This window comes from Streptomyces sp. NPDC002795 (assembly GCF_042888725.1).
Lineage (GTDB): Bacteria > Actinomycetota > Actinomycetes > Streptomycetales > Streptomycetaceae > Streptomyces.
Genome location: NZ_JBIAQB010000006.1, coordinates 66108 through 82214, shown reverse-complemented (window position 1 = coordinate 82214; position 16107 = coordinate 66108). Strand labels below are relative to the sequence as shown.

Genomic DNA, 16107 nt, shown 5'->3' with positions numbered 1-16107 from the left:
CTGACCTCCCCTGGGCGTACGGTCGCCTCCGGCCGTACCGCGGGCGTGGTACGTCGCCCGTCGCACCGGTCCGGCCCCACGCCACGGGGCTCCGCCCCGGACCCCGCGCCTCAAACGCCGGCGGGGCTTGATGTGGTGCCGCAACATCCTGCAAGCGCTCGCAGCGGCCGTCAAGAGGGCGCGCAGCCACAGGAGTTGGCGGGAATAGTCGCCTCCGGAAATCGCTGCGCAACCCATTGACCGGCCTGCGAGCGCATGCAAGCGTCCCTCCTCGACAGCGCCCACCACCGAGCCGCTCGTGGAGGCCCCCTATGGGCAGTGCCGCCCCCTCCCGTCGCACCACCCTGTCCGCCCTGCTCGCCTCCGGCCTCGGTGCCGCGCTGACCGCCTGCAGCGGGCCCGCGCGCTCCGTCGGCGCCGGTGGCACCGTGACACTGCGCTATTTCTTCTGGGGCGACAGCGGTCGGGCCGACCTGATCAACAAGTGCATCGCGGTCTTCGAACGCGAGCACCCCAAGATCAAGGTGAAGTCGAGCTTCGCCGCGTTCGACTCCTTCTGGCCGAAGCTCAGCACCGCGGCCGCGGGCGGCAACCCGCCCGACGTGATGCACATCGACTACGCCTGGATTCGCACCCTCGGTGAGCACGGCGTGCTCGCCGACCTGAACGACCTCGCCGGCGACGGCAAGGAGATCGACACCTCGACCGTGGTCGAATCGGTGCGCACGGCGGGCCTGGTGGACGACCGTCGCGTCGGCCTGCCGCTCTCCCACAACAGCGTCGCGCTGCACTACGACGCCGAGGTCTGGGCCAAGGCCGGGGCCCGCCCGCCGACGAAGCGGATGGACTGGGACACCTTCATGGAGCAGAGCCTGAAGGTGACCAAGTACGGCAGACACCAGCAGTTCGGCATGGACAACCCCGGCCAGAACTATCTGGGCGTCGAGATCTGGATGCGGCAGCAGGGCCTGCAGATGTGGACGGAGAACGGCGAACTCGGCTTCTCCCCCGACGACATGCGCCGCTACTTCACCAAGGTCAACGAGTGGCGCAAGGAGGGCGCGCTCGGCGGGCCCGACGTCGTCCTGGAGTCGCTGCCCGGCTACCCCATCACCACTCGCCGCGTCGCCTCCAACCTGGAGTGGGACAACCAGGTCGGCGGCCGCAGCGACATGCGCGGCAGCAAGCTCAGCCTCGGTTACGTACCGAGCGACACCAGCAAGTCCGGCATCTACTCCAAGCCGGGCATGTTCATGGGGGCCGCCGCGAAGAGCCAACACCTCAGCGAGGCCGCGCAGTTCATCAACTTCATGATCAACGACCGGCGCGTGGCCAAGATCCTCGGCACCAACATCGGCATGCCACCCACGACGAGCCAGGAGGGCGCCGCCGAGATCAGCGACCCGAAGGTGCGCCAGGTCCAGACGTACGAGAAGCAGGTCGAGAAGACGCTCGCGTCGACCCCGCCGCCCCCGGCCGACGGCGGCGCCTCGCTCAACGTCTATCTGATGCGCGTCGCCGAGAAGCTGTTCTACGACCGCATCTCCGTGGACCAGGCCGTGGACCTCTACTTCGACCAGTCCAAGGCCACCCTCGCCTGACGCACGGCCGCCTCCGCCCCCCTCCCCGCAAACGTACGGAGTCCTGATGGCCTCTACGACGACGACCGACGCCGCGATACCCCGCGCACGCCGCGGCGACTCCCCCTCGCCCGCTCCGAAGAAGCGCCGCCGGGGCACGAACGACCGCTCCGCGTACGTCTTCCTCACCCCGTGGATGCTCGGCGCGGCCGTTCTGACGCTCGGCCCGATGCTGTTCTCGCTGTACATGTCGTTCACGGACTACAACCTGTTCGACGCCCCGCGCTGGATCGGCCTCGACAACTACAAGCGGATCCTGTTCGACGATCCCGAGGTCCGCGACACCGTAGGCGTGACGCTGCTCTACGTAGTCGTGGCGACGCCCCTGAAGCTGATCGCGGCACTCGGCGTGGCGCTGCTGCTCCACACCCGCCGCAAGGGCCGCAACTTCTACCGGGCCGCCTTCTACATGCCGTCCCTGATCGGCGCGAGCGTCGGCGCGGCCATCGTGTGGCGGCTGCTGTTCTCCACCGGCAGCGTCGTCGACCAGTTCCTCGGCGCCTTCGGGATCCACACGGGCGGCTGGATCTCCAATCCCGACTGGTCGTTGATGTCCCTGGTCGCGCTCTCCGTCTGGCAGTTCGGCGCACCCATGGTGATCTTCCTGGCGGCGCTGCAGCAGATTCCGCAGGAACTGTTCGAGGCTGCGGAGATCGACGGGGCGGGCCCCTGGCGCCGCTTCATCTCGGTCACGGTCCCGATGCTCTCCCCGGTGATCTTCTTCAATCTGGTCCTGGAGATGGTGCACGCCTTCCAGATGTTCAACTCGGCGTTCGTGCTCTCCAACGGCACCGGCGGACCCGCGGGCTCCACCCACGTCTACTCGATGTACCTGTACGAACTCGGCTTCAACGACTTCCGGATGGGCTACGCGGCGGCCCTGACCTGGGTGCTGCTCCTGGTCGTCGGTGTGATCACCGCGCTGCTCTTCAAGACTTCGGGCCGCTGGGTCCACTACGCGGGCGAGGAGAAGTGACGATGACCTCGACTACCACCACGACCACCACACGTTCGACTTTGTGGCACGTGGGCGCGGTCGCCCTGCTCCTGGTCCTCCTCTACCCCGTGTTCTGGGTGTTCACGGCGTCCGTGAAGCCCGCCGACGAGATCATCTCCAGCTTCAACCTGCTGCCCTCCACGGTGAGTTGGAGCGGCTTCGGCACGGCGCTCGAAGGGATCGCCGAGGTCCCGGCCTGGCGCTTCTTCGGCAACTCCCTGCTGCTGGCCGTGGGTTCGGTGATCGGCAACGTACTGTCGTGCTCGATCGCCGCCTACGCCTTCGCGCGGCTGCGGTTCCGGGGGCGCGGCGCGATGTTCACCGTGATGATCGGCACGATCCTGCTGCCGACGCATCTGCTGCTCATCCCGCAGTACACGATGTTCCAGAAGGTCGGCCTGGTCGACACCTACGTACCGCTGCTCCTCGGCAAGTTCCTCGCCACGGACGCCTTCTTCGTGTTCCTGATGGTGCAGTTCGTACGCAACCTGCCGAGCAGCCTCGACGAGGCGGCGCTGATCGACGGCTGCGGGCACTTCCGGATCTTCGGCCACATCGTGCTTCCGCTGCTGCGGCCCGCCCTGATCACCACGGCGATCTTCACGTTCATCTGGTCCTGGAACGACTTCTTCGCGCCGCTGATCTACCTCCAGTCGCCGGAGAAGTACCCGCTGCCGGTGGCGTTGCGGCTGTTCGTGGACTCGACGAGCAGCCAGGACTACGGGGCGATGCTCGGCATGTCGGTCCTCTCGCTGCTTCCGGTGATCGCGTTCTTCGTGGCGTTCCAGCGGCTGTTGATCGAGGGGGCGGCGACCTCCGGTATGAAGGGATGAGCGAGATGAGCGACACGGCCGGGGTGGCGCGGCGCGACACCCCGTACGGCGAGCGGTTCACCCTCTTCGCGGAGGTGCTGTGGATCGGGGTGCTGGTGGCGGCGGGTTCGTTGCTGCTGGTCACGTGGCCGGCGGCGATGGCGGCAGGGTGCGCGGCGGTACGTCGCTGTGTGCCGGACGGCCCCTCGCCCGGCACGGCCCGGCGGTTCACGGCGGACTGGCGGGCGGCGCTTCCCGGCGGGGCGGTGGTGGGGGCGGGTGGCCTCGCGGCCCTCGGCTTCCTGGGCGCGGACCTGCGGTTGGCTGCCGCCGCGGGTGACCTGCCGTTGTTCTGGCTGCTCGCACTGGTGATCGCGGGGGCGGCAGGGGCGGTGGTCGTGTACCAGGTGCGGATGGCGGCGGCCTGGTCTCTCACGTCTCGCTGGGCGCGTCCTCAGCGGGATCCGCGAGGGTCGGCGATGCTCGCCGGAGCGGTGCTGGTCTCGGCGGTGTGCGTCTGGCAGTTGACGATCCTGGCGCCGCTGGTGATGGGTGTGCTCGCTTTGGCGGCGGTCGCGGTCGACCGGCGTCACGCCTCAAACGCCGGCGGGGCTTGATTTGGTTTTCAGGGGCGCGGGGAACTGCGCAAACCCACGACGCGACCGCACCCGCCGACGAAAACCCGGCCACGCACACCACACCCGCGAAAACGACCACGTGAGGGGACGTCATGCGTAATAGCGACCGGTCAAGCGGCGCAGCCCCCGGTGCCGAGGACGTCGCCGAGGCGGCCGGTGTCTCGCCCTCCACCGTCAGCCGGTGTTTCGCCTCCCCGCACCAGGTGCGGCCCGAGACCCGCGCCCGGGTCCTCGCGGCAGCGGAACGGCTCGGGTACCGGCCCAGCCGGATCGCCCGCTCGCTCGCCGAGGGACGCACCCGCACGCTCGGGCTCATCGTGCCCGACATCGCCAATCCGTTCTTCGCGGTGATCGTGAAGGCCGTGCAGGCCCGCGCCCGCCGCAAGGACTACGCCGTGTTCCTCGCGGACACCGACGAACACCCCGACGACGAGTACGAGTTGGCGCTCACGCTGGCCCGCCAGGTCGACGGGCTGCTGCTCGTCGCCCCGAGAATGGACGGCGCCCGGCTCGGCGAGGTCGTCCGGCAGGTGCCGAGCGTCGCCGTGAATCGGAGCGTGTCCGGCGTACCGTCCGTGGTCGCGCCCAGCGAGGACGGACTGCGTCAGGCCGTGGCGCATCTGCACGCGCTCGGCCACCGCCACCTCGCCCTGATCCTGGGGGCCCGCAACTCCTGGTCGAGCGAGCAGCGCGGCCACGCCGTCCGGTACGCCGCGGAGCAACTGGAGCTGAAGGTGACCGAGTTCGGCCCGCACGAACCCAAGTTCCACACGGGTGCGCAGGTCGCCGACCTGGCGCTGGCCGCGGGCGCCACCGCGATCGTCGCGCACAACGACCTGATGGCGCTCGGCGTGCTCTCCCGCCTCGCCGACCGGGGGGTGCGGGTCCCCGACGACGTCAGTGTCGTCGGCGCCGACGACACCCTCCTCGCCACCACGGCCACCCCTGCCCTCACCTCGGTCCGCATCCCGCTCGACGCACTCGGCGAACGCGCCGTCGACCTGATGCTGCGCCGCCTCGACGACCCGGGCCGCGCCCCCGAACAGATCTCCCTGGACAGCGAGTTGATAGTCCGCCGTTCCACAGGACCAGCCCCCCGAAAGGAATCCTGACCGCCATGAAGCGCGCAGCGATCATCGGTACCGGCCACCGCGCCCAGATGTACACCAAGGCCCTGGCGGCCCGCCCCCACTACGACGTGGCCCTCCTCGCGGACCCGAGCCCGACCCGTATCGCCCACCACAACCGGCTGCTCGGCTCGCTCGGCCGTGCGGAGGCGGCCACCTGCGACCCGGCCGACTTCGCGACCGCCCTCCGGGACCACCGCATCGACGAGGTCATCGTCACCACGGTCGACGCGACCCACCACACGTACATCAACACGGCGCTCGAAGCGGGCTGCCGGGTGGTGACGGAGAAGCCGATGACCACGGACGCGGAGAAGTGCCGCGCCATCCTGGAGACGGTCGAGCGGACCGGCGGCGAGCTGTCCGTCGGGTTCAACTACCGCTACAACCCGGCCCACGAGAAGGTCTGGCAGCTGCTCCACGACGGCGCGATCGGCGAGATCCGCTCCGTGCACTTCGAGTGGCTGCTCGACGTCCGGCACGGCGCCGACTACTTCCGCCGCTGGCACCGCGAGAAGCAGCACAGCGGCGGGCTGCTCGTGCACAAGTCGGGCCACCACTTCGACCTCGTCAACTGGTGGCTGGGCGCGGCCCCTTCCCGCGTCCACGCGGAGGGCGGCCTCGTCTTCTACGGCCGCGACAACGGCGAGCGCACGGGCCTGCGCCGCGACTACGTCCGCGCCCACGGCTCCACCGCGGCCGCCGAGGACCCGTACGCGATCCACCTCGCCGACGACCCGCACCTCAAGTCCCTGTACGTCGACGCGGAGGCGGCCGGCGACGGCTATGTGCGCGACCGGAACGTCTTCGGTGACGCCATCGACGTAGAGGACGACCTGTCGGTCCTGGTCCGCTACGACTCCGGGGCGACGATGACGTACCACCTCACGGCGTACTCGCCCTGGGAGGGCTACCGGGTGATGTTCAACGGCACCGGTGGGCGGCTTGAGTTGGAGGTGGAAGAGAACACGTGGCAGCCGCCGAAGGTCGCCGTGGGCGGGGAGGCCGCGTCGCACGGCGGGGTGGTCATGGACCGCCCCGGCCGTACGTCGATTCTGTTGCGGCCGTTGTGGGAGGCACCGCGGGAGATTCCGTACGAGTGGTCGGCCGGGTCGCACGGGGGCGGGGATCTGCGGATGCTGAAGGAGCTTTTCGGTCCCCTCGGGGACGGGAGTGACGAGGGGGCGGCGCCGGCGGCGGGGAAGGGGGCCACCGCGAGGGACGGGGCGCTTGCCCTCGCGGTTGGCGTGGCCGGGAACGAGTCGTTGGTTTCCGGCCTCCCTGTGGAGACCGGTCAGTTGTGGTGACGGTCGCGGGGCTCTGCCCCGGACCCCGCTGGCTCTCGTCCGACGGCGGGGCTTGAAATGCGGGGCTTGATCTGGCTCAATCCGTCGGGACCGACACCAGCCACCGCGTCTCCTGGCGCGGCCTGAGGTACAACGCCCAGTACAGCGTCGCCACCGCCATGATGCCGCCCGTCCACAGCAGGTACTCGACCTCCTGCTCGATCAGGATGTAGAGCATCAGCGCGATCAGGACCACGGGGATCCCCGGCCACAGCGGCATCCGCCAGGCCGGCTGGTCCTTGTGGGCGCCGCGGCGGGCGAACAGGGCGGCGACCGCGACCAGCAGGTACATGCCGGTGACGGAGACGCCCGTCACGCCGTACAGGGTGTCGAGGTTGACGAAGCAGAGCGCCGCGCCGGGGACGCCGACGGCCAGCGTCGCGACCCACGGCGAGCCGAAGCGGCCGAGCCGGGACAGCGCGCTGTTGACGGGTCCCGGCCAGGCCTTGTCGCGGGCCGAGGCGAACAGGACGCGGGAGTTCTGGATGACCATGACGATGCCCGCGTTGATGATGGCGAGCGCGACGCAGAGCGAGACGAACGTGCCGACCGCCGAGTTCGACCAGGCCACGACCATGCTGCTGATGTCGCCCGAGGTGAGTGCCGAGAGGTCCTTCGCGCCCATCGTGATCGCGACGACCGGGACGAGGATGACGACGGAGGAGATGGCGAGCGTCGCGAGGACCGTGCGGGCCACGGACTTGCGCGGGTTCTCCAACTCCTCGGAGAGGTAGACAGCGGTGGAGAAGCCCTGGGTGACGAAGAGGGCGATGGCCAGGCCCGAGATCACGAGCATGCCCGTCACCGCGTCCGCGTGGCCGTCCCCGCCCGCGACCTGCATCGAGCCGAGCGAGCTGACACCGCGCTCGGCGTGCGCGAAGCCGAGGACAGCGACGAGGGCCGCCGCGATGACCTCCAGGACGAGGAAGATGCCGGTGATCCAGGCGTTGGCGCGCAGGTCGAGCAGGCCCGCGAGGGTGGAGAGCAGCATGACGCCGGCGCCCGCCATCGCCGGGTCGAGGTGGATCAGCGGCTCCAGGTAGTCGGCCGTGCCCATCGCGATCACCGGCGGCACGATGAACACGACCAGCAGGGACAGGACGAAGACCAGCCAGCCAGCCAGGCGTCCGGCCAGCGTCGAGACCATGGCGTACTCGCCGCCCGCGCTGGGGATGAGGGTGCCCAGCTCCGAGTAGAGGAACGCGACGCCGATACAGATCAGTGAGCCGACGGCGATGGTGAGCGCGGTGGCGGTGCCGAGGCTGCCGAACAGGTCGGGGACGACGACGAAGAGCGAGGAGGCGGGCGTCACGCAGGACAGCGTGAGCAGGGTGCCTCCGACGACTCCGATGGAACGCTTGAGCTTCTGGGCCTGGGGGGCCGCCTCCGGTGGGGACGGAGCGGCGGCGGTGCGGAGCGTGTCGGTCATCAAGCGGGTTCCGATCGACTCGTGCGACAGGGAGCGCGTCATGCAACCTCGCCGATATCCGAACGTCAACGCCTGTTCGCCTGCGGAATCCGCACCATCACTTCCGCCAACCGCACGCGATTCTTCAGGTGTTCGCAAAGTTGCCCGGGATAGATACGGCGACTCCCGTGAATGACCTTGATATCCAAGGTCTCCACGGGAGTCGGCTTACGTCGCCCGGTTCATCCCCTACGTACGGGAACCGCAGCCGGAGCGCGGAAGTTCACAGCGAACTGTCCGTACTCCGGACGGCGCGGGGGTTCAGGCAGGGGCCTCAGTGGTTGCTGGGGAAGCCCAGGTCCACGCCCGCGGGGGCGTCGGCCGGGTCCGGCCAGCGGGTCGTGACGACCTTGCCGCGGGTGTAGAAGTGCGTGCCGTCGTTGCCGTAGATGTGGTGGTCGCCGAAGAGGCTGTCCTTCCAGCCGCCGAAGCTGTGGTAGCCGACCGGCACCGGGATCGGCACGTTGACGCCGACCATGCCGGCCTCGATCTCCAGCTGGAAGCGGCGGGCCGCGCCGCCGTCACGGGTGAAGATCGCGGTGCCGTTGCCGAACGGGGACGCGTTCATGAGGGCCACGCCCTCGTCGTACGTGTCGACGCGCAGCACGGTCAGGACCGGGCCGAAGATCTCGTCCTGGTACGCCTTGGCGGTCGTGGGGACGTTGTCGAGGAGCGACAGGCCGATCCAGTGGCCGTTCTCGAAGCCGGGCACCGTGTGGTCGCTGCCGTCGAGGACGACCTCGCAGCCCTCGGCCGCCGCGCCCTTCACGTACGAGGCGACCTTGTCGCGGTGGGCGGCCGTGATGAGCGGGCCCATCTCGGACGTCGGGTCGTTGCCGGGACCGATCTTGATCTTCTCGGCGCGCTCCTTGATCTTCGCGACGAGCTCGTCGGCGATCGAGGCGACGGCGACGACGGCGGAGATCGCCATGCAACGCTCACCGGCCGAGCCGTACGCGGCCGAGACCGCGGCGTCGGCGGCCGCGTCCAGGTCCGCGTCGGGCAGCACCAGCATGTGGTTCTTGGCACCGCCGAGGGCCTGTACGCGCTTGCCGTTGACGGAGGCCGTGGCGTGGATGTGGCGGGCGATCGGCGTCGAGCCCACGAAGGAGACGGCGGCGACGTCCGGGTGCTCCAGGAGGCGGTCGACGGCGACCTTGTCCCCGTGCAGGACGTTGAAGACGCCGTCGGGCAGACCGGCCTCGGTGAGCAGCTCGGCGATCTTGACGGAGGCCGAGGGGTCCTTCTCGGACGGCTTCAGGATGAAGGTGTTGCCGGTCGCGATGGCGATCGGGAACATCCACATCGGCACCATGGCCGGGAAGTTGAACGGCGTGATGCCCGCGACGACGCCCAGCGGCTGCCGGATCGACGCCACGTCGACGCGGCTCGCGACCTGCGTGGACAGCTCGCCCTTCAGCTGCACGTTGATGCCGCAGGCCAGGTCGACGATCTCCAGGCCGCGGGCGACCTCGCCGAGCGCGTCGGAGTGCACCTTGCCGTGCTCGGCGGTGATCAGCTCGGCGATCGCGTCACGGTTGGCGTCGAGCAGCGCGCGGAACCGGAAGAGGATCTCGGTGCGCTTGGCGAGCGAGGACTGGCCCCAGGACTTGTACGCGTCCTTGGCGGCGGCGACGGCCGCGTCCACCTCCTCGACCGAGGCGAAGTCGACGTGCGTGGTGACGGCGCCGGTCGCCGGGTCGGTCACCGGGCCGTGATTGCCCGACGCACCCTCGACGGTCTTGCCGCCGATCCAGTGGTGGACCAACTTCGTGTCAGACATACGGGCAACTCCTGTGACGGCTACACGGCTACGTACTTCTCAGAGGTGGCGGCGTCGACCGGCGGCGTGCCGGTCGTACTCCTCGCGGGCCTCGACCGCGGCGCTGCGCTCCGCCGTCTCGGCCACAGGAACATCCCACCACGCCTGCGCGGGAGGCGGGCCCGACACTGTGTCTGACGTTTCGGTCTCCACGTAGACACATGTGGGGCGGGTCGCGTCGCGCGCGGCGGCGAGCGCTTCGCGCAGGTCACGGACGGTCTTGGCGCGGTGCACCGTCATCCCGAGGCTGGCCGCGTTGGCGGCGAGGTCGACGGGCAGCGGCGCGCCCGCGTACGCCCCCCGCTCCCCCGCGAACCGGTACTGCGTGGCGAAGCCCTCGGCCCCGACGGACGCGGAGAGCCCGCCGATGGACGCGTACCCGTGGTTCTGGAGGATGACGACCTTGACGGGGACGCCTTCCTGGACCGCGGTGACGATCTCGGTGGGCAGCATCAGATACGTGCCGTCGCCGACGAGCGCCCACACGGGCCGGCCGGGCGCGGCGAGCGCGACGCCGAGCGCGGCCGGGATCTCGTAGCCCATGCAGGAGTAGCCGTACTCGACGTGGTACTGGTCGCGGGAGCGGGTCCGCCACAGCTTGTGCAGATCGCCGGGGAGCGAGCCGGCGGCGTTGATGAGAATGTCGTCGCCGGTGGCCAACTCGTCGAGTGCACCGAGGACTTGGGCCTGCGTGGGGCGTACGAGTTCGTCCTCGGCGGCGAAGCAGGCGTCGACGCGCTCCTCCCAGCGCTCCTTGTCCTCGGTGTACTCGGCGACGTACGCGGGCTCGGCGCGGTACGTCCCGCCGAGCGCCTCACGCAGTGCGGTGAGGCCCGCGCGGGCGTCGGCGACGAGCGGTCGCGCGGCCAGCTTGTGGGCGTCGAAGGCGGCGACGTTCAAGTTGAGGAAGCGGACGTCGGGGTTCGCGAAGAGGGTGGCGGAGGCCGTCGTGAAATCCGTGTACCGGGTGCCGACACCGATCACCAGGTCGGCGGTGCGGGCGAGTTCATTGGCGGTGGCGGTGCCGGTGTGGCCGATGCCGCCGACGTCGGCGGGGTGGTCGTGCAGCAGCGAGCCCTTGCCCGCCTGGGTGGCGGCGACGGGGATCCGGGTGGCGTCGGCGAACTCCTTGAGTGCGTCCTCGGCGCCGCTGTGGTGCACCCCGCCGCCGGCGACGAGGAGCGGACGCCGGGCGCGCTTCAACTCCCGTACGGCATCGGCCAGTTCCTGGGGATCCGGCGCGGGGCGGCGCACGGTCCAGACCCGCTCACGGAAGAACTCCTCGGGCCAGTCGAAGGCTTCCGCCTGTACGTCCTGCGGCAGCGCGAGCGTGACGGCGCCGGTGTCGACGGGGTCGGTGAGCACACGCATGGCCTGGAGCGCGGCCGGGATGAGCCGCTCGGGCCGCTCGATCCGGTCGAAGAACTTCGAGACGGGCCGCAGACAGTCGTTGACCGACACGTCGCCCGCGTACGGGACTTCGAGCTGCTGGAGCACCGGGTCGGCGGGCCGGGTCGCGAACACGTCGCCGGGGAGAAGCAGGACGGGCACGTGGTTGATGGTGGCGAGGGCGGCGCCGGTGACGAGGTTGGTGGCGCCGGGGCCGATGGAGGTGGTGACGGCGTGCGTGGACAGGCGGTCGCACTGGCGCGCGTACCCGACGGCGGCGTGCACCATCGCCTGCTCGTTGCGGCCCTGGTGGAAGGGCATGTCGTCGCCGTACTGAAGGAGCGCCTGCCCGAGCCCCGCCACGTTGCCGTGGCCGAAGATGCCCCAGGTGGCGCCGATCAGCCGCTGCCGGGCGCCGTCGCGCTCCGTGTACTGGCGGCTGAGGAAGCGGACGAGGGCCTGGGCGACGGTGAGGCGGACGGTGCTCGTCTTCATCGGTATCCCTCCGTCACGTGATCGGGATGGAAGCAGATCTTCCACTCCCGCTCGTCCCCCGGTCCCGCCATGACGTTCAGGTAGTACATGGCGTGCTCCGGCTGGGCGATCGACGGGCCGTGCCAGCCGTCGGGCACGAGCACGGTGTCACCGGAGCGGACCTCGGCGAGGAGGTCGGTGCCGCCGGGCCTGGACGGGGACACGCGCTGGTACCCGTATCCGCCAGGCCCCTCGATCTCGAAGTAGTAGATCTCCTCGAGCAGCGTCTCGACGCCCGGCCGGTGCTCGTCGTGCTTGTGCGGCGGGTACGAGGACCAGTTCCCGCCGGGGGTGATCACCTCTACGGCGATGAGCTGGTCGCAGTCGAAGGCGTCGGCGGCGGCGAAGTTGCGCACCTGGCGTGCGCTGATGCCGCCGCCCCTGTCCTCGACGGAAACCTCCGGCGCGGGGCCGTAGCGGACGGGGAGTCGTCGACCGCATTTCGCTCCTGCCAGGGCGAACCGGCCTCCCGCACCGGAGGAGATCTCCACGCCGACGTCGCGCGGCACGTAGGCGAAGTCACTCACTCCACTGAATACGCTGCCCCTGCCCGCCAGTTCAATGTTCACCCCATCCGCACGAACTGAACATCCACCGGACAGCGGCAGCACGATCCACTCGCTCTCCCCGGTGTCGAAGGTGTGCGTCCGCCCGGCCCCGAGTTCGATGATCCGCAGCCCGGCGCGGGCCCAGCCCACCTTGTCCGGATCGACGGACAGGGCGTAGGGCCCTCTCGCTGCGCTGCCGCGTGGAAGGTGCGTCATCCCTCTACTCTCCTCCTAGGTGTCCGCGCGCGTGGTGCGCAGCAGGCCCACGGCCGTGTCGACGGCGGCCGCGACGTTCCCGTCGGCCGGGTAGAGCAGCGAGCGCCCCACCACGAGCCCCTGAACTGTGGGCAGTCGCAGCGCGGCACGCCACTTCTCGTACGTGGCGTCCTGGTCGCCGTCCTTGATGTCGCCGCCGAGCAGTACGGCGGGCAGCGCGGAGGTCTCCATGACCCGGGCCATGTCGTCGGGGTCGTCGGTGACCGGGAGCTTCAGCCAGGTGTACGCGGAGGTGCCGCCGAGGCCGGAGGCGACGGCGATCGACGTGATGACGCCGTGCGGGCTCAAGTCGGCGCGCAGCAGGCCGGTTTCGGGGTCGCGGCGGCTGAGGAACGGCTCGACGAACAGCGGCAGCCGGCGCGCCGCCATGGCGTCTACGGCGCGGGCGGCGGCCTCCAGGGTGCGGACGGACCCGGAGCCCGGATCGTCGTAGTCGAGGCGCAGCAGCAGCTTGCCCGCGTCGAGGCCGAACCGCTCCAGGTCCTCGGCCCGGTATCCGGTGAACCGGTCGTCCAGCTCGAAGGAGGCCCCGGCGAGCCCGCCCCGGTTCATGGACCCGATGACGATCTTGCCGTCCAGCACGCCGAGCAGCAGCAGGTCTTCGACGACATCGGCGGAGGCCAGCACCCCGTCCACGCCCGGCCTGGCCAGCGCGACGCACAAGCGCCGCAGCAGGTCGGCCCGGTCGGCCATGGCGAACGCCCGCTCCCCGACGCCGAGCGCGCCCCGGGCGGGGTGGTCGGCGGCCACGATCATCAGCCGCCGCCCCGCGCCGAGCAACGGCCGCCGCTCCCTCCGGCCCGCGGCCTCCGCGACCGCTTCCGGCTCCTCGGCCCGGACCCGGGCAAGCCACCGGAGGTCCACGCCCTCTGCCTCACTCAAGCCCGGCTCCATCCCCTTCATCCCCTTCGGCACGAGACCCTGCGATCCCCGTCGCCCCGACAGATCTAGACCCGCCCGAGCCCCCTGTCAATGTTTTGTCCTGACATTCGGACGACGCCTTGACACCCCTCTCCGAGCGGCTTGAGGCTGATCTCATGACGACGCCGACATCACAGCCCGCGCGCATCCGCATCGGCTCGGCCCCCGACTCCTGGGGCGTCTGGTTCCCCGACGACCCGCGGCAGGTCCCGTACCAGCGCTTTCTCGACGAGGTGGCCGAGGCCGGGTACGAGTGGATCGAGCTGGGCCCGTACGGCTATCTGCCGTCGGACCCGCGCGTACTCGCCGAGGAGACGGGCCGCCGCGGCCTGAAGGTGTCGGCGGGCACGGTGTTCACGGGGCTGCACCACGGCCCGGCGGTGTGGGAGAAGACGTGGGACCACGTCTCGTCGATCGCCGAACTCACCCGGGCGATGGGCGCGGAGCACCTGGTCGTCATCCCGTCCTTCTGGCGCGACGACAAGACCGGCGAGGTGCTTGAGGGGTCGAGCCTCGCCGCCGAGCAGTGGCGCCATCTCGCCACGCAGACCGAGCGTCTCGGGCGCGAGGTGCGGGACCGTTACGGCCTGAAGCTGGTCTTCCATCCGCACGCCGACACCCACGTCGACACGGAGGAGAACGTCACGCGGCTCCTCGACGCCACCGACCCGGACCTCGTGTCGCTGTGCCTGGACACGGGCCACTACGCGTACTGCGGCGGCGACAGCGTCAAGCTCATCGAGACGTACGGGGAGCGGATCGGCTATCTGCACCTGAAGCAGGTGGACCCGGCGGTCCTCGCCGAGGTCCACGCACAGGGCACACCCTTCGGCCCGGCCGTGGCGCAGGGCGTCATGGTGGAACCCCCGCGCGGCGTACCGGAGTTGGAGCCGGTCCTCACCGCTGCGGGCAAGCTCGACATCGACCTGTTCGCGATCGTCGAGCAGGACATGTATCCGTGCGAGCCGGACCGTCCGCTCCCGATCGCGCACCGCACACGCCGCTACCTGCGCTCCTGCGGGGTCTGACGCCCCTCTTATCCACTGATGCGCCGGAGCATGCGCCCACGACGCGCCCTCTTTGCTTCATTCGCGTCACAAACGCCCCTATCGCGTCACGCATGTCAGGGCTACGCGAGTTCTGCGTCACAGAGGCCCCACAGGCCCTCCCTTCACCCCGGTTCACGTCGTTCTCCGGGCACAGGCTGAGTTGATCACGGCGGCAACCCCCGAGCCGCCGTGAGCACCGCCAGGGAGGAGCCATCGATGAACGACCGCAGGCTCTGGTCGTACAAGGACATCGCCGCGCACATCCGCGTACAGCCCGACACCGTCCGCTCGTACCGCAAGCACGGTCTGCTGCCGCCGCCCGACCACGTCGAGTCGGGCAAGCCCTACTGGTACGCCGACACGGTCCGCGCGTGGGTGGCCTCCCGCCCGAGGAACCGGGGCCGCGACAACTGAACCGTTCGTGAATGCCGGGCGCCGTGCCGTACGAACGCACGGCCCGGCGCCCGCACTGCGACACATCCGGCCCGGCCATAAACTTTCGGACAAATCACTCAAGGTGACCGTAAGTTGCCGTGACCGGCAGGCCGGAAGGATCGCAGTGACGCAGCCCCAGCCGCCCTTCGGGGCACCCCAGGCCCGGATCCCCCAGCAGCCGCCCCCGCCGGGGCCGCAGATCCGTCCCGGACTGTGGAAGCGCTGCCTCTGGGGCGGCCTGACCCTGTGGGCCCTGACCGCGATCGTCACGTACGCCACGCAGAACACCACGCTGCTGCCCACGCTCATCCTGCTGGGCAGCTTCCTCACGCCGGCGGTCTTCGTGCTGTGGGCCTACGAGCGGCACGGCCGCGACCTGGGCGTGAGCCTGATCCTGGGCTGCTTCCTGGTGGGCGGCATCCTCGGCGTCCTCGGCGCGTCGGTCATGGAGTACTACCTCGTCCACCCCTCGGTCTGGATGTTCGTGGCCGTCGGCCTGATCGAGGAGGCGGCCAAGCTGGCCGCCCTCGTCTACGTACTCCACCGCCACCCGCGCATCAGCGGACTGCGCGCGGGACTCGTCCTGGGCGCCACGGTCGGCTTCGGCTTCGCGGCCTTCGAGAGCGCGGGCTACGCGTTCAACGCGGCGATCACCATGAAGGGCATCGACCTGCGGGCCCTCCTGGAGACGGAGGTCCTGCGCGGACTGCTCGCCCCCTTCGGCCACGGCCTGTGGACGGCGATCTCGGGAGCGGTCCTCCTCTCCTTCCGCCGCCCGAACGGCCGCTACCGCTTCGCGGCCCCGGTGATCGGCACCTACCTCGGCGTCTCGCTGCTGCACGCGCTCTGGGACTCGATGCACGGCATCGCGCTCTGGCTGGTGGCCCGCCTCACCACCTCGAACCTGGACCGCTCCCTCTTCGCCGAGGGCTACATCCCGAAGCCGACCGAGGCCCAGCAGCACCTCTTCACGCTCTTCTCGGTCGGCGGACTGGCCGTCATCACGCTCCTGGCACTCACCTGGGTGCGCTCACTCGCCCGCCGGGACCCTTCTTGGAAAAGTACCCCCTAGGGGTATAGAGTCGATCGCATCAAGAGACGTCCC

General features: G+C 70.2%; 14 protein-coding genes. 9 read left to right on the top strand and 5 right to left on the bottom strand.

From position 1 onward, the window contains the following. Positions 1-311 precede the first annotated feature (311 nt). The 6 genes from ACFYWS_RS19165 (at position 312) to ACFYWS_RS19140 (ending at position 6521) form a co-directional block, all read left to right on the top strand. On the top strand, positions 312-1601 hold the full coding sequence (locus ACFYWS_RS19165; RefSeq protein ID WP_389277605.1) for an ABC transporter substrate-binding protein: 1290 nt from the start codon (positions 312-314) through the stop codon (positions 1599-1601). Positions 1602-1647: 46 nt separating this feature from the next. Continuing rightward, a complete protein-coding gene (locus ACFYWS_RS19160) occupies positions 1648-2616 on the top strand; it encodes a carbohydrate ABC transporter permease (RefSeq protein ID WP_389277602.1) in 969 nt (322 codons plus the stop codon). A 2-nt stretch (positions 2617-2618) separates the two neighbouring features. Beyond that, positions 2619-3470, top strand: a complete 852-nt coding sequence (locus ACFYWS_RS19155; RefSeq protein WP_389277599.1) for a carbohydrate ABC transporter permease — start codon at positions 2619-2621, stop codon at positions 3468-3470. A 5-nt stretch (positions 3471-3475) separates the two neighbouring features. Continuing rightward, positions 3476-4066, top strand: coding sequence for a hypothetical protein (locus ACFYWS_RS19150; RefSeq protein WP_389277596.1), 591 nt, complete (start codon positions 3476-3478; stop codon positions 4064-4066). Between the two features lie 113 nt (positions 4067-4179). Next, positions 4180-5199 carry a LacI family DNA-binding transcriptional regulator gene (locus ACFYWS_RS19145; RefSeq protein WP_389277593.1) on the top strand — a complete coding sequence of 340 codons (1020 nt, stop codon included), beginning with the start codon at positions 4180-4182 and terminating at the stop codon, positions 5197-5199. 5 nt (positions 5200-5204) lie between these two features. Then, the gene (locus ACFYWS_RS19140; RefSeq protein ID WP_389277590.1) at positions 5205-6521 is read left to right on the top strand and encodes a Gfo/Idh/MocA family oxidoreductase; all 1317 of its coding nucleotides are present in this window, start codon (positions 5205-5207) and stop codon (positions 6519-6521) included. Positions 6522-6597: 76 nt separating this feature from the next. On the opposite strand, the gene ACFYWS_RS19135 is transcribed toward ACFYWS_RS19140, so the two are convergent. The 5 genes from ACFYWS_RS19135 to ACFYWS_RS19115 form a co-directional block, all read right to left on the bottom strand. Further along, positions 6598-7989: an APC family permease gene (locus ACFYWS_RS19135; RefSeq protein ID WP_389277587.1), complete on the bottom strand. Its 1392-nt coding sequence runs from the start codon at positions 7987-7989 to the stop codon at positions 6598-6600. A 313-nt stretch (positions 7990-8302) separates the two neighbouring features. Then, positions 8303-9811: a CoA-acylating methylmalonate-semialdehyde dehydrogenase gene (gene mmsA / locus ACFYWS_RS19130; protein ID WP_389277584.1), complete on the bottom strand. Its 1509-nt coding sequence runs from the start codon at positions 9809-9811 to the stop codon at positions 8303-8305. 39 nt (positions 9812-9850) lie between these two features. Further along, entirely contained in the window at positions 9851-11734 is a 1884-nt protein-coding gene (gene iolD, locus ACFYWS_RS19125) for a 3D-(3,5/4)-trihydroxycyclohexane-1,2-dione acylhydrolase (decyclizing) (protein ID WP_389277581.1), read from the bottom strand. Then, the gene (iolB, locus tag ACFYWS_RS19120; RefSeq protein ID WP_389277578.1) at positions 11731-12537 is read right to left on the bottom strand and encodes a 5-deoxy-glucuronate isomerase; all 807 of its coding nucleotides are present in this window, start codon (positions 12535-12537) and stop codon (positions 11731-11733) included. The genes iolD and iolB overlap by 4 nt, the downstream gene beginning before the upstream one ends. A 15-nt stretch (positions 12538-12552) precedes the next feature. Next, positions 12553-13491: a deoxyribose-phosphate aldolase gene (locus tag ACFYWS_RS19115; protein ID WP_389277575.1), complete on the bottom strand. Its 939-nt coding sequence runs from the start codon at positions 13489-13491 to the stop codon at positions 12553-12555. A 143-nt stretch (positions 13492-13634) separates the two neighbouring features. Here ACFYWS_RS19115 and ACFYWS_RS19110 point away from each other — a divergent pair, with 143 nt between their 5' ends. The 3 genes from ACFYWS_RS19110 (at position 13635) to ACFYWS_RS19100 (ending at position 16074) form a co-directional block, all read left to right on the top strand. After that, on the top strand, positions 13635-14546 hold the full coding sequence (locus tag ACFYWS_RS19110) for a sugar phosphate isomerase/epimerase family protein (protein WP_389277572.1): 912 nt from the start codon (positions 13635-13637) through the stop codon (positions 14544-14546). A 237-nt stretch (positions 14547-14783) separates the two neighbouring features. Then, a complete protein-coding gene (locus ACFYWS_RS19105; protein WP_389277569.1) occupies positions 14784-14981 on the top strand; it encodes a helix-turn-helix transcriptional regulator in 198 nt (65 codons plus the stop codon). A gap of 145 nt (positions 14982-15126) precedes the next feature. Then, positions 15127-16074, top strand: a complete 948-nt coding sequence (locus ACFYWS_RS19100) for a PrsW family intramembrane metalloprotease (protein WP_389277566.1) — start codon at positions 15127-15129, stop codon at positions 16072-16074. Positions 16075-16107 lie beyond the last annotated feature (33 nt).

Bases quoted from the DNA above. Each gene is read 5' to 3' on its own strand.
- ACFYWS_RS19165 (WP_389277605.1), top strand. From the start codon at position 312: ATGGGCAGTGCCGCCCCCTCCCGTCGCACCACCCTGTCCGCCCTGCTC.
- ACFYWS_RS19160 (WP_389277602.1), top strand. From the start codon at position 1,648: ATGGCCTCTACGACGACGACCGACGCCGCGATACCCCGCGCACGCCGC.
- ACFYWS_RS19155 (WP_389277599.1), top strand. From the start codon at position 2,619: ATGACCTCGACTACCACCACGACCACCACACGTTCGACTTTGTGGCAC.
- ACFYWS_RS19150 (WP_389277596.1), top strand. From the start codon at position 3,476: ATGAGCGACACGGCCGGGGTGGCGCGGCGCGACACCCCGTACGGCGAG.
- ACFYWS_RS19145 (WP_389277593.1), top strand. From the start codon at position 4,180: ATGCGTAATAGCGACCGGTCAAGCGGCGCAGCCCCCGGTGCCGAGGAC.
- ACFYWS_RS19140 (WP_389277590.1), top strand. From the start codon at position 5,205: ATGAAGCGCGCAGCGATCATCGGTACCGGCCACCGCGCCCAGATGTAC.
- ACFYWS_RS19135 (WP_389277587.1), bottom strand. From the start codon at position 7,989: ATGACCGACACGCTCCGCACCGCCGCCGCTCCGTCCCCACCGGAGGCG.
- mmsA (WP_389277584.1), bottom strand. From the start codon at position 9,811: ATGTCTGACACGAAGTTGGTCCACCACTGGATCGGCGGCAAGACCGTC.
- iolD (WP_389277581.1), bottom strand. From the start codon at position 11,734: ATGAAGACGAGCACCGTCCGCCTCACCGTCGCCCAGGCCCTCGTCCGC.
- iolB (WP_389277578.1), bottom strand. From the start codon at position 12,537: ATGACGCACCTTCCACGCGGCAGCGCAGCGAGAGGGCCCTACGCCCTG.
- ACFYWS_RS19115 (WP_389277575.1), bottom strand. From the start codon at position 13,491: ATGGAGCCGGGCTTGAGTGAGGCAGAGGGCGTGGACCTCCGGTGGCTT.
- ACFYWS_RS19110 (WP_389277572.1), top strand. From the start codon at position 13,635: ATGACGACGCCGACATCACAGCCCGCGCGCATCCGCATCGGCTCGGCC.
- ACFYWS_RS19105 (WP_389277569.1), top strand. From the start codon at position 14,784: ATGAACGACCGCAGGCTCTGGTCGTACAAGGACATCGCCGCGCACATC.